Raw genomic sequence first — 12,278 nt, forward strand, 5'->3', positions numbered from 1 at the left:
AGTCCGCCGCCCCACAGTCTGGCACCGGCCGCTGCTTTCGTCGGCGACAACGTCGGCTAGGCGGGCTTGCCCAGGAGCTCGAGGACGTACTCGCGCAGGACGACGGCGTTGTTGTGTTGCTCGTCGCGGGCGGCGTAGAGGAGGGTGACCGGCCCACTGCGCGCGGCGGCCAGCAAGGGCTCGAGGCCGGCGGGGTTCGCGGCCAGCTCCCGGCGATAGCGCTCCCGGAACTGCGCGAACAGCTCCGGCTCGTGCCCGAACCACTGCCGCAACTCCGTGCTCGGCGCGACGTCCTTCAGCCAGTCCGTCAACCGCAGCTCGTCCTTGCGTACGCCCCGCGGCCACACCCGATCGACCAGGAACGTCGAGCCCGGCAAGGGTTCGGAGCCCAGGTCATAGACGCGTCGTACCTCGATGCCGCCGGCTGTGGTGCTCATGCCTCCCGACCCTAACGAGAGTCCTCGATGGGATCCTGGTCAGGCCCGCAGCCGGTCGATCCACTGCCGCCACGTGGTGCCGAACGGCTCGGCCGCATCCCGGACGGCGATCCGGACCGCATCGGCCGTGGAGCGGCTGACGGCAACGACGTCTGCCGGATAGCCGTAGCCGGCAGCGTGTTCGGCGAACTCGTCCTCGTCGTCGATCCAGACCCGGCCGTCCTCGCGGCGGACGACGTCGAGGTCCAGGTCGGTCGCGGTGGCAGTCCAGCCGGCTCCGTCGTGGCCGAGCTCCGGCTCGGTCGTGATGTCGACGTAGATCCAGTTCAGGCTCGGCGGCTGCTTGAAATGGGCGACGTAGCACCCGCGCCGCGGGATCAGCGTGACGCCCGGCCGGCCCGGGCCATCAGCAGGCGTGAGCACGTGACCGAGCCAGCAGCCATGGCCGTCCCGGCCGAGGTAGGCCATCGGTGTCTGGCGATGCGGCGTCCCGTCCCATTTGTGGAGCCGGAAGCTCACCGGCTCACCGAGCTCGGGCGTCCACACAAACGGCCCAGGCCGACAACGACTACGACTGCGACTGGGCCTGCGACTGCAGGAGCTTCAGGACTCGTTTCTCCGCCTGGCCGAGATGGTGGTCGAGGTGTTTGGCGGCCTTGTCCGGGTCGCCTGCTTGGATCGCGCGGAGGATGGCGGCGTGTTCGCCGGCCACCGTCGAGGGCTTCGCCGTTCGATGCGCTTGGTACTGGCCCATCGTGAGCTGGACCTCGCCGAGGATCAGGTCGTGCATCCGCGCCAACCGCCGGCTGCCGACCGCCGCGACCAGGGCGGAGTGGAAGGCGATGTCGGCCTCCACCTGGTCCTCGAACAAGCCCTCCCGCGCGGCGTACTCCATCGCGCCCTGCGCGCGGCGGGCCGGCGCCGGCACCTCACCCGTCGTGGCGAGTTGGGAGACGGCTGCGCGTTCGACGGTGGCGCGGCTGAAGAACAGGTCGCGGATCTCGTCGGCGTCGAGGATGGGGACGACGGCGGTCTTGTGGGCGGTACGCCGGAGCAGGCCCAGCGCCGCCAGGCGTTCGAGCACAGCCTTCGCCGTCGGACGGGCGACCTTGTATTCCGTTGCCAGCCCCATCTCGGTGAGCTTGGCGCCTTGCGGAATGTGACCGTTCACAATGCGTTTGCGGACGGACTCGTAGAGCGCCTCGGTGAGCGAGGACGGTCCGAGCTCGAGGCTCACATCACTGGTCACGGCGCTGCCCTTCCATGCCATCCATGGTCAGGCAAGTGTACTGGTCAACCCGCTGACCACTCAGTATCCGGCCGCTTTGTCGACGACGTTCCGCAACGGCTCGCCCGCCGCGAACCGCCGCAGGTTGTCGGCGGTGATCTCGATGCCGCGGCGACCGGTGTCGGGCGTGGTGGCGCCGTTGTGCGGAGTGACGATGACGTTCGGCAACGACCAGAACGGGCTCGCGGGCGGCAGCGGCTCCACGCCGTGAGCGTCGAGCCCGGCGCCGGCGATCTCGCCGGAACGCAACGCGGCCAGCAGCGCGTCGTCGTCGGCGATGCCGCCGCGCGAGATGCAGATGAAGTACGCGGTCGGCTTCATCGCGGCGAACGCGGCCGCGTCGAACACCCCTGCCGTATGAGGCGTGTACGGCGCCGTCACCACCACGAAGTCCGACTCCGCCAGGAACTCCCCCAGCCCGTCCGCGCCGTAAACGACGTCGACGTTCGGAGCAGGCTCACCAACCCGCCGCCGCAGCCCCAGCACGCGCATGTGGAACGCCTTCGCCTTCAGCGCGAGGTCGAGCCCGGAGTTGCCGAGCCCGTAGACGCCGACGGTACGCCCGGTCAGCTCGCCGTGCGTGAACCGATCCCACGTCGCCGAGGCCTGCGAGCGCAGCCAGCGCGGCACGTCGCGGCTCAGCATCAACATCAGCAGCATGCTGTGCTCCGCCAGCGGAATCGCGCCATTGCCGGCCGACGAGGTGAGGACGACCGAACTGGCCAGCATCTCCGGCGACAGGTCCGAGTCGACGCCCGCGGCCGGACTGTGCACCCAGCGCAGCTTCGGCGCCTTGGCCAGCACCGACGGCGGCACCCGCCCGACCACGCCCTCCATCTCGGCCCAGACATCCGCCGCCTCCGAGAGCGACGAGACGAACCGCAGGTCGACGGCAGGCGCCGCCGCCCGCAGCTCCGAAGCGGCGGAGCTCTTCCCTACAACAACTACGATCATTTCAGTCCTGTCGTCGCGATGCCACGGATGAGGTACTTCTGTGCCACGGTGAAGAAGACGAGAATCGGGATCAGCGACAGCAACGACATCGCGAACAGCATGCCGACTCCGCCCTGCCCGCTCTCGGAGTCGACCATCGAGCTCAGCGCCACCGGCACCGTGTAGACCTCCGGCCGGGTCAGATAGATCAGCGGTACGAAGAAATCGTTCCACGTCCAGATGAACGTGAAGATCGTCGTGGTGACCAGAGCCGGACGCATCAGCGGCAGGATCACGTGCCAGAACGTCCGGAACGGCCCCGCGCCGTCGATCCACGCGGCCCGGTCCAGCTCCCGCGGCAGCGTGCGGATGAACTGCACCATCAGGAAGATGAAGAACGCGTCCGTGGCCAGGAACTTCGGGATGAGCAGCGGCCAGTAGGTGTTCACCATGCCGAGCTGGGAGAAGAAGATGTACTGCGGGATCACCAGCACGTGGAACGGCAGCATCACCGACGCCAGCGTGATCGCGAAGTAGACCCGGCGCATCCGGAACTGCAGGCGGGCCAGCGCGTACGCCGTCAGCGAGCACGAGAACAGGTTGCCGGCGATCGAGCCGACCGTGACGAGCAACGAGTTGACGAAGAACACCGAGAACGGCCGGTTGAGCGCGTACCACCCCTCCTTGAAGTTCTCGAATGTGATCGAGCTCGGCACGAGTCCGGGATCGGTGAGGATCTCGTGCCCAGGCTTGAACGCGCTCACCAGCATCCAGAGCAGCGGATAGACCATCAGCAGCACGAACGCGCCGAGGCCGAGGTGTTTGAGCGTGGAACGCATCAGCTGTCTCCGTAGTAGACCCAGTACTTCGACAGCAGGAAGTGCACCGCGGTGACCAACGCGATCGCGGCCATCAGCACCCAGGCGAGCGCCGACGCGTAACCCATGTCGTAGCTGACGAAGCCCTGCTGGTAGACGTACAGCGTGTAGAACAACGTCGAGTTCGCCGGACCGCCGCTGCCGTTGCTCACCACGTGCGCCTGCGTGAACGTCTGGAACGCGCCGATCGTCTGCAGGATCAGGTTGAAGAACACGATCGGCGTGAGCAGCGGCAGCGTCACGTGCGTGAACTGCCGAAGGATGTTCGCACCGTCCACCCGCGCCGCCTCGTACAGCTCGTCCGGCACCTGTCGTAGCCCGGCCAGGAAGATGACCATCGGCGACCCGAACGTCCACGTGTTCAGCACGACGAGCGTGAACAACGCCGTGTCGGGGTTCTGCAGCCAGCTCCCGCTGTGCACACCGATCAGCTCGAGCGCCCGGATCACCAGCCCGCCGTCGCCGAAGATCTCCCGCCACAGGATCGCGACGGCGACGCTCGTTCCCAGCAGCGACGGCAGGTAGAAAGCGCTGCGATAGAACGCGAGCCCGCGCAGGCCGCGGTCGAGGATCAGCGCGAGCACCAACGCGAACGCCAGCTGAAGCGGCACGGAGACCAGCACGTAGGTCAGCGTGACCCGCACCGACGCCCAGAACATCTCGTCGCCGAACATCCGGCGGAAGTTGGAAAGGCCGCTCCACTCCGGCGAGCTCATGATGTCGTAGTCGGTGAACGCCAGATAGAGCGACGCCAGCAACGGCACTGCGGTCACCAGCACGAAGCCGAGCAACCACGGTGTCATGAAGATGTGCGCAACCCTGCCTTGCCGGTTGATGTGGAACGCCGACCTGCTCATCGACCTCACCGTCCAGCCAGGCCGATCACTTCGCGCGTTCGATTCCGGCGTTGATGTCGTCCAGCAGGGACTTGGCGCCGTCCGGAACGCTGGTCTTCCCCAGCGCGATCTGCTCGGTGACGCGGGTCATCGCGTCGCGCCAGGTGCTCGACCCGGCCGGTGCTTCGTAGCGTGGCTCGCGTTCGGCATCCCTGTCCTGCTGGACGACCGCGAGCATCTCCTTCTCGTTCGGCCCGGCGAACGACAGGGCCTGCTTCGCGATCTTCGGGTTCACCGGCGCGCCCATCGTCAGGCCGACCGTCTTCACCATCGCGATGTTCGAGGTGTTGTAGTTGATCACGGTGCCCGCGGCTTCGACCTTGTCGTCGTCGATGCCCCGATAGATCGCCATCCGCGGGTAGTAGAGGAACTTGTGGCCCGCCTCGGCTTCCGCCGCGACCGGAGCCGCCCGCAGCCGGAACCGGTAGTCAGGGAACATCGTGGCGTCGTCGATGATGTGGTTGGAGTTGCCGATGTTCAGCAGCACCTTCCCACCGATGGCGTCCCAGTCTGGCCCCATGCCCTCCTGCTCGCTGAGCGAGAGGGTCGCGCCGGCCTTGCGCAGCTTCTCCCACCAGTCGAGCCAGCTTGCCAGGCCGTCGACGGTGAAGCCGGCCTTGCCGTCCTCGGTCCACAGCTGCTCACCGCGCTGTCGCAACCAGGCTTCGAAGCTGAGGTCGTGGTCCGGCCCGTACGGCATGCCCTTGCGCCCGTGCGGGCTGGCCTTGCTGTATTCGGTCACCAGCTCGGCGAGCGAGTCCCAGGTCCAGTCCGCGCCCTCGGCCGGAACGGTCACGCCGTCCTGCTTAGCGAACGTCTCGTTGTAGCGGACCACCGGGACGAAGATGCCGAACGGCATCGTGTTCAGCTCGCCGCCGATCCTGAACGTCGCCAGGTCCTGCTCGGAGTACGCCGAGAAGTCGAGCGTCTTGATGTCGTCGAGCTTCCGGTACAGCTTGTTCTTGTGGTACGTCACCACCTGCGGCGAGGCGATCCAGAAGATGTCCGGCACGTCGCGGCCGGCGATCTGCGTGGTCATCCGTTCCTGGAACGCGCTGTACTCCGCGAACTCCGGCTCGACGACCATGTCCTTGTGCGAGGCGTTGAACTGCTTCAGCGCCTTGGTGTAGTTGCGCTGGCGAACGCTGTTTCCCCAAGCGCCGTAGCGCAAGGTGGGCTTGCCACCGCCCGAGCCGTTGCCGCAGCCGGCCAGCGCCAGCGTGGACAGGCCGGCCGCCGAGAGCGCCGAGAGCCCGAGGAACCGCCTCCGGTCGAGTCTGGTCATGTTCCGCATTGTCGTCTTCGTCCTCTGCCAGTCAAGACAGCAATGAGCGATTGTTTGACAATTTGGCCAAGGTTGGCCGTTCCTCCTACAGGCGGACGAGCAGGACCTCGAAGCGCTCGATCGCAGGCACCGTCACCCAGCCGCCGGGATCGGCCGGCAGGGTGCGGCCCGCACACAGCGCCTCGACCTCGCCGGCGCCGTGGCCCGGAATCCGCAACCGGGTTTCGGCGATCCGCAACGGCCGGACGAACCGCTGGTCGGCGTCGCCCGACCGGTTCAGCAGGTGGACGACCTGCCCTGCCGCGGACCGGCCCAGCACGATCTCCACCTGCTCGGGCAGCTCCGTCTCCACCTGTGGCGCGCCTACGCGCAGCGCCTCCTCGACGAACAGGTCCCGGTGCGCGCTGAGGCCGACCTCGCGGTAGGCGCGGCCGACCGTCCACGGCAGCATGGCAGCGCGGCCCCTGCCGTACGGCGCGCTGAGCCGGCCCGGATGGGTCAGCTCCAGATGGCCGTGGCACTTTTCCGGCGGACCGTACGGTGCTCTCGACAGCGCCGGCCAGCCGATCTCGGCCTCGGGACGCGCTGCCATGAGGTGGAAGGCGCCGACAACCGGGACGACGGACGGCCCGCGTACGTGCAGGGAACGCGTCGGCTCCTCCCCCACGTGGCCGGCCACCGCGCGGTCCGCGGGCAGCGCGTCGAGCTGGACCTCGCCGCTGGGTGCGAGCGCGCTGCCGCCGGTCGTGAGCAGCCCCCCGCCGCCCGCCACGTACGTGTCGAGCGCCGTGATCGCGGTGGGCTCGAGCGGCCCGAGATCCGGCAGCACAACGACGTCGTACCGGCCGAGATCCACGTCGGGCAGCCGCACCTCCGGCACGACGTCGAACGGCACGTGGCGTTCGAGCAGCGCGAGATAGAGGCCCTGGAACTCCGCCGTCGCCTCGGTGCCTGCGGGCCGGACCAGCAACGTCCGTGCGGCAGGCTGCAGGTCGGTGTAGACGTCGGCGTGGTCGCGATGGAACCGCGTCAGCTCGCCCGCGACCTCCAGGCATTCGTACGGATTGACGTCCGGCGTACCCATGATGTACGTCGAGGGGATGGCGCCGCGCGCGATCGCCTGCACGAGGTACTGCGCGAAGTGGTGCGGCTCCTCACCTGCCATGCGGTACGGCATGTCGACGAAGCCGACCGAGTTCGTCAGCACCGGGACGTCCGGCCGGTAGGTCTTCGCGGCGCTCACCGCCTCGCTGGTGCGGTGGTGCCACAGCCGGCGGCCGACGGCGTTGTTAGCTTCGTGGAACACGATGTCGGCCCGGTCGCCGAGGATCAGCGGCGCCTCCGGCCGGCGTTCGGCCAGGTGATCGCGGATCCTGCCGGTGAGGTCGTCCAGCACCGCACGGGAGAACCGCTGCCAGGCCGGGTATCCAGGCGACTCGCGGTCCGTCGGCAGGGGCTCGCCGGGCGCGAACTCCGCCCATCGAAGCCGGCACGAGTGGCACTGGCAGACACCGTGGTAGCGGCGGCTGTAGTCGATCTCGTTGAACGACATCCAGTTGCAGAAGAAGCCGGCGATCTCGTAGCGGTCGAGCACCTCGTCGAGGACCCCGAACAGCTTGTTCTGGTAGTAGTCCGCGCTCGGGCAGACGCTGGTGAGACCGTTGTAGACCTGCCGTTCGCCCGCTGGGGAAAGGAAACACCACTCAGGATGCTGCTCGGCGCGGCGGTGGTCGACCTTGGAGAAGTCCATCCGGCCCAGCACGCGGATGCCCCGCCGGGTCGCGGCGGTCACCGCGTCTCCGACGAGATCGCCGGAGGAACGCTCTGCCAGGTTGGGGTTTCTGGTCTGGAACTCCAGAGCGGTCGGATAGTTGGACAGGATGCCGCCGACGCTGAGCAGCCAGGTGTTGGCGCCGAACTCCTCCAGGAAGTCCAGCACGCCTTCGACGTCCAGACCGGCGTCGATCTCACGTAGGTTGGTCTGGAACATCCGGAACGGCTTGCGCCACCACAGCTCGGTCACGGCTGAACTCCTTCGGTTCCCCACTGGAGATGCACGATCTCGAGCAGACCCGGCATCGGAACGGTCACTTCGACCCGATCGCCGGTTTCGGTGACGGCCGCTTCGACGTCCGCGCCCGCGACGAGCAGCCTGGCCCGGTGGACCGGACGCCCTTGCGTGGCGACGGAAACCCGCTGCGGCGGCAGCGGCAACGTCTCCCGGATCGCACCGCGCATCGCCATCGGGTTGCTGAGGTTGACGAGCGCGACGGCCAGCGCGGAGTCGTCGCGGCGGACGGCGACGTCGACCAGCCCAGGACCGTCGACGCTGACCTCGGGCTGCTTGCCGAGCGCCCACGCCACCGCGTTGGCGATCAGCCGGCCGTGGTCGGCCTGCAGCGCCTCCCAGAACACCGCGCCGGCGTCGAACGCGAGGTAGGCGACTCGCCCACCGGCCTTCGTGGCCTCGCGGCAGACGACCGCCGGATCCCTGGGCGCGGCCCGGGCGTAGACCTCCTCCATCGGGAGGTCCGGGAAGTCGGGGACGAAGCGGAACGGCACGGTCGTGTCCGGGCTCGCCTCGACGCCGAGGATGTGCGTGCCGCCGATGATGCGCTGGGCGTCGTCGTATCCGTGGTTGAGCCGGTGCTCGCCCGTCAACGCGATGTAGTTGTTCTTCACCTTGCGGCTCGGCCTCGTGAGGCTCGCGCCAAAGACGTCGGCCAGACCGAAGTCGTCGCGCCGGTTGCCGTCCTCGTCGTAGAGCGACGACTCGTGGGCCGCGACCAGGCCGCCGCCCGCGTCGACGTACTCACGGATGGTCCGGCACTGGGCGTCGCTCAGCCGCTCCGCGTTGGGGAGCACGAGAACCCTGAACGGGCGAAGGCGATCCGGCGAGAGCACCGTGTCGGAGACGAGCTCGAACGGGATCCGGGCCTCGAGCAGCGCGTGGTAGAAGCCGTCGTCGTGCGGTGAGCTCCTCGGCGTCGACGGGTCGAGCACCGCGACCTCGGCCGTGATCGGCAGGTCGCGGATCGCCGGTTCGACCTTCGCGTGCAACTGGAGCGCCTCGACCACCGGGCCGACCCAGCGGCGATCCGGCACCTTCGCGTTGAACTTGGTGAACCACGGCAGCGCACCCTGCGCGAACCCGTCGACGATCCAGGTCTTGGTCTCCTCGGGCGGAGCGACCGAGTCCTTCCAGCGATGCTCGCGGTACTCCGGCCCCACCGACGTGATCAGCGTCGCCGGCCGGTCGGGGAAGACCGCCCGGTTGCGCTTGCCCGCCCGGCCCGCCGACCACGGCGCTTCGGCACCCGACCGGCCCTGCTTGTCGAGAACGAAGAACGGGTAGTGCCGCTCGACCAGCTCGCGATCCAGGTCCCGGGCGCCCATCGAGCCGAGGTTGGGGATGAAGCGGCTGTGCGGGCTCACGTCGCGGACCGCTTCGTCCCACAGCGAGACCAGCTTGCTGAGCTCGCGCCTTCTCCACTTGACGTACGGCTGCCAGCTGTCGTCCGTCTCGGCGCGCGGCAGCTCCAGCCCGTTCGTCGCGTCGTGGAAGGAACGGCGGGCTGCCTCGCTGTAGGAGATGCCGTAGTAGCCCTCCCAGCGGTTGGCGAACACCGCGTCGACTCCGTAGTCGCGCACGATCTCGCGGGCGACCTCGGTGATGAACTCGCGGTGATACGTCGTGAACGCACACGTCAGCCACACGCCCTGGTGTGACCAGTGCTCGCGCGGGTTGCCGTGCTCGTCGAGGGCGAGCCACTCCGGATGCGCCTCGGCCGCGTCGGCGTGGATCGCGTGTGGGTCGACGCGCGCCATCACGTGCATGCCCAGGCTGCGGGCGCCCTCGACCAGCGAGCCGAACGCGTCGGAGTCGCCGAGGTACTTGCTGCGGTAGTGGAACGGGATCCGCGTCGGGTAGTACGCGATGTAGCCGCCGGCGCTGATGCAGGTCGCGTTCGCCTGACTCTCGCGCATCAGCCCGAGCCAGAAGTCGAGATCCAGGTGCGGTGGATCGTCCTCGGTGAGCGTGAGCTGAGCCCATCGTGTCGCCTGTTGCGGCCAGTCGAGGCCCTCACCCATGCGCTCCTCCTCTGCCGGACTTTGATTCATTGTCAGACAAGATTGCACGACTGGCAAGGACAGCGACCGATATCGGATGCGGCGATCGCTTCTGACGTGGGACGCTGTGCCGCGTGGAAGAACGACCCTCCTCCGACGGCAAGCGCTCCAGGCTCACTGAGCGGCTGCGGCTCGAGCCGATCGGGCCCGCCAACGCCGCGGACCTCTGGCTCGTGCACAACGACGACAAGGTGTCGTACTGGTACGACAACGAGAAGCCGACCGTCGCGCAGGCAAGGCAGTGGGCCGAGTCCATCGGCGAGTCGTGGCGCCTGCACGGCGTGCACAAGTGGATCGCCTACGACCGGTCGACAGGCGAGGTCGTCGGGCGTGGTGGGTTGTCGCGGACACCGGTCGACGCCGACTGGGGGCAGCTCTACGCCTACTTGCCGGACGAGCCGTGGGTGCGCGAGTCGTACGGCAGCCCGCGGCCGTTCGTCGCGCACGCCGGCTGGCTGGAGATCGGCTGGGCGGTGCGACCGTCGCACTGGGGACAGGGGTACGCGTCCGAGATCGGCCGGGCCGGGCTGGAGTTCGCGTTCGAGGTGCTCGGGGCACGAGCCGTGGTGTCGTGCACGGTCCGGCACAACGTGCGTTCGCGCGCGGTGATGGAGCGGATCGGCATGCGGTACGCCGGTGAGATCCGCAGCCGCGGCATGGTCGAAGGCATCGACGAGATCCGCGACGACGCGCCCTACGCCGTCTGCGTCCTCCTCCGCGAGGACTGGATAGCCGCTCAGGGCAGCCCTGCGAACCGGACTGCCCCCTGCGACGCTGAACCAACGACCTAGCTCGCGCCCAGCACCACAGCCTTCGTGATGCTCGTCCACTCGTTCTCGGTGTTGCCGAACCCGACCACGCGGACGTAGCGCGCCGCGGTGTCAGGGATGTCGTACGTCTCCGGCCGGAGCGACTTCCCGCCGCTGGTGCCGGTGTACTTCGTGGTCCACCGCTCGCCGTCGGACGAGGTTTCGATCCGGAAGTCGGCGGTGCGCCTGTCGCCCTTGTACCACGACAGCCCGACCGCGCCGATGGTCCGGCGCGCGCCGAGGTCGTATCGGACCCAGACTCCGTCGCCCTCGTCGGACCAGCGAGTTGAAACGCTCTCGTCCAGGGTGTTGGAAGGCACGTTGCCGTCGTCACCGCTGGCGCTCACCTCGGAGACCGGCAGCGCCTTGCCGGGCGCCGGGTCCTGCGGGTCCGGCTTCGGCTCGCCGGGACCGGGGTCGCCCGGATCACCCGGGCTGGGCCGGCCGGGCTTCCCGGAGTCGTCGGCACCGAGCGTCAACTTGTGGATGACGGTCTCGCCGTAGTTGCTCTCGTCACACGGGCTGGAGTTCTCGCAGTTGGCCTGCGTGTACGCGCCCGCCTTGAAGTAGGCCGTGCTGACATCGACGTCCAGCGACGCAACTTCCTTGCCGTTGTAGAACGCGTGAATCGTCCCGCCCGACACCGTGAACTTCACCTGGAACCGCTGGTTCAGCGCGAAGTTGTCGGTGACCAGCCGGTAGTGCGGGTCGTCTCCGTTGGTGACGTACAGGCTGTTGCCCTCGACCCGGAACACCGAGACGTCATCGTCGCCACCATGGATCTGGCCGACGACCAGATGCTGCTTCTCGTTCGGCAGATGCGTCACGGTCTGCTCGATCGTCATCGTGTGCGTGCCGTCGGTCGACGACCACGCCGCCTCGTCGGAGCCGTCGCTGGTCATCTCGCGCAGCTCCGAACGCGGGTAGCTGGAGCCGCCCGTCGTCACGCCGTTGACGGCCGACCGGAGCCGCACGCCGTCGCACTCCTGCGTCGGCAGGAACCACGGATCGACCTTGTACGACGCGAGCTGGGGCTGCGTGATCTCGTCCGGATGCTCCTCCTCGCCGATCGGCAACTGCAGCTTCCAGCCGCGCAGATCGAGCACCTGCGCGGGATAGTCACAGTCGGCGGCTGCCGTCGCCTGCCCTCGAGCCGAGAGCGGGACGTAGGCCACAGCGCCCACCAGCACCGCGCCGGCGGCCACCAATGCGAACCCTCGAATCGTTGCCATACCGGGCATCCTGACCGCCGAACACCCGGCCGAACGGTCGGTGTCGCGTTCCTGCCATCAGGAATCGGAGATCGTAGACTGTCAGATCCGCAACGTGGGTGAGGGATTGGGCCGCGTGACGACGCCGGCGTCCATCGCGATCTCGATGGAGGCGCGCGAACCCGCGGTGCCGTCCGCCTTGGTGACAACGGGAACCTCACCAATGAGCATGTAGTCATGGTCGCCATCGACCAGCCACTCGCGGGCGCCGACGGAGAACACGAAGAGCTCGTCGTTCTCCACGATCTGCCGGTCGTCGAGGCAGAACGCGCCGTGTGTCCAGCTCGGCTCGAGTTCCGCGCGGAGGATCTCGCGCGCCTGCTCATAAGTTACGGCCACTGGTGATCCCC

Annotated in this window: 12 protein-coding genes; 1 reads left to right on the top strand and 11 read right to left on the bottom strand. The window is 68.3% G+C overall.

Features of this window, described 5'->3' with window-relative positions:
• Positions 1-56: 56 nt before the first annotated feature.
• The 9 genes from ACYVF6_RS16700 to ACYVF6_RS16740 form a co-directional block, all read right to left on the bottom strand.
• Positions 57-437, bottom strand: a complete 381-nt coding sequence (locus ACYVF6_RS16700; protein ID WP_460522148.1) for a DUF488 domain-containing protein — start codon at positions 435-437, stop codon at positions 57-59.
• Between the two features lie 39 nt (positions 438-476).
• Positions 477-956, bottom strand: coding sequence for a DUF402 domain-containing protein (locus ACYVF6_RS16705; RefSeq protein WP_460522150.1), 480 nt, complete (start codon positions 954-956; stop codon positions 477-479).
• A 49-nt stretch (positions 957-1,005) separates the two neighbouring features.
• On the bottom strand, positions 1,006-1,686 hold the full coding sequence (locus tag ACYVF6_RS16710) for a GntR family transcriptional regulator (RefSeq protein WP_460522152.1): 681 nt from the start codon (positions 1,684-1,686) through the stop codon (positions 1,006-1,008).
• A 60-nt stretch (positions 1,687-1,746) separates the two neighbouring features.
• On the bottom strand, positions 1,747-2,679 hold the full coding sequence (locus tag ACYVF6_RS16715; protein WP_460522154.1) for a D-2-hydroxyacid dehydrogenase: 933 nt from the start codon (positions 2,677-2,679) through the stop codon (positions 1,747-1,749).
• Complete coding sequence (locus ACYVF6_RS16720) at positions 2,676-3,497, bottom strand: carbohydrate ABC transporter permease (protein WP_460522156.1); 822 nt, start codon at positions 3,495-3,497, stop codon at positions 2,676-2,678. Before ACYVF6_RS16720 ends, ACYVF6_RS16715 begins: the two co-directional genes overlap by 4 nt.
• Positions 3,497-4,393, bottom strand: a complete 897-nt coding sequence (locus tag ACYVF6_RS16725; protein ID WP_460522158.1) for a carbohydrate ABC transporter permease — start codon at positions 4,391-4,393, stop codon at positions 3,497-3,499. Before ACYVF6_RS16725 ends, ACYVF6_RS16720 begins: the two co-directional genes overlap by 1 nt.
• A gap of 25 nt (positions 4,394-4,418) precedes the next feature.
• Positions 4,419-5,717, bottom strand: a complete 1,299-nt coding sequence (locus ACYVF6_RS16730) for an ABC transporter substrate-binding protein (protein ID WP_460522160.1) — start codon at positions 5,715-5,717, stop codon at positions 4,419-4,421.
• 85 nt (positions 5,718-5,802) lie between these two features.
• Positions 5,803-7,740 carry an alpha-amylase family protein gene (locus tag ACYVF6_RS16735; RefSeq protein ID WP_460522162.1) on the bottom strand — a complete coding sequence of 646 codons (1,938 nt, stop codon included), beginning with the start codon at positions 7,738-7,740 and terminating at the stop codon, positions 5,803-5,805.
• Entirely contained in the window at positions 7,737-9,809 is a 2,073-nt protein-coding gene (locus ACYVF6_RS16740; RefSeq protein WP_460522164.1) for an alpha-amylase family protein, read from the bottom strand. The genes ACYVF6_RS16735 and ACYVF6_RS16740 overlap by 4 nt, the downstream gene beginning before the upstream one ends.
• Before the next feature lie 113 nt (positions 9,810-9,922).
• Here ACYVF6_RS16740 and ACYVF6_RS16745 point away from each other — a divergent pair, with 113 nt between their 5' ends.
• Positions 9,923-10,639, top strand: a complete 717-nt coding sequence (locus ACYVF6_RS16745) for a GNAT family N-acetyltransferase (protein WP_460522166.1) — start codon at positions 9,923-9,925, stop codon at positions 10,637-10,639.
• Here ACYVF6_RS16745 and ACYVF6_RS16750 read toward each other — a convergent pair.
• Positions 10,636-11,889, bottom strand: coding sequence for a polysaccharide lyase family 7 protein (locus tag ACYVF6_RS16750; protein WP_460522168.1), 1,254 nt, complete (start codon positions 11,887-11,889; stop codon positions 10,636-10,638). The genes ACYVF6_RS16745 and ACYVF6_RS16750 overlap by 4 nt on opposite strands.
• 81 nt (positions 11,890-11,970) lie before the next feature.
• Complete coding sequence (locus ACYVF6_RS16755) at positions 11,971-12,267, bottom strand: hypothetical protein (protein ID WP_460522170.1); 297 nt, start codon at positions 12,265-12,267, stop codon at positions 11,971-11,973.
• Between the last annotated feature and the right edge of the window lie 11 nt (positions 12,268-12,278).

The sequence above is a fragment of the Flindersiella endophytica genome, assembly GCF_054779015.1.

Coding starts and splice junctions, on each gene's coding strand:
- ACYVF6_RS16700 (WP_460522148.1), bottom strand. CDS start 437: ATGAGCACCACAGCCGGCGGCATCGAGGTACGACGCGTCTATGACCTG.
- ACYVF6_RS16715 (WP_460522154.1), bottom strand. CDS start 2,679: ATGATCGTAGTTGTTGTAGGGAAGAGCTCCGCCGCTTCGGAGCTGCGG.
- ACYVF6_RS16720 (WP_460522156.1), bottom strand. CDS start 3,497: ATGCGTTCCACGCTCAAACACCTCGGCCTCGGCGCGTTCGTGCTGCTG.
- ACYVF6_RS16725 (WP_460522158.1), bottom strand. CDS start 4,393: ATGAGCAGGTCGGCGTTCCACATCAACCGGCAAGGCAGGGTTGCGCAC.
- ACYVF6_RS16730 (WP_460522160.1), bottom strand. CDS start 5,717: ATGACCAGACTCGACCGGAGGCGGTTCCTCGGGCTCTCGGCGCTCTCG.
- ACYVF6_RS16740 (WP_460522164.1), bottom strand. CDS start 9,809: ATGGGTGAGGGCCTCGACTGGCCGCAACAGGCGACACGATGGGCTCAG.
- ACYVF6_RS16750 (WP_460522168.1), bottom strand. CDS start 11,889: ATGGCAACGATTCGAGGGTTCGCATTGGTGGCCGCCGGCGCGGTGCTG.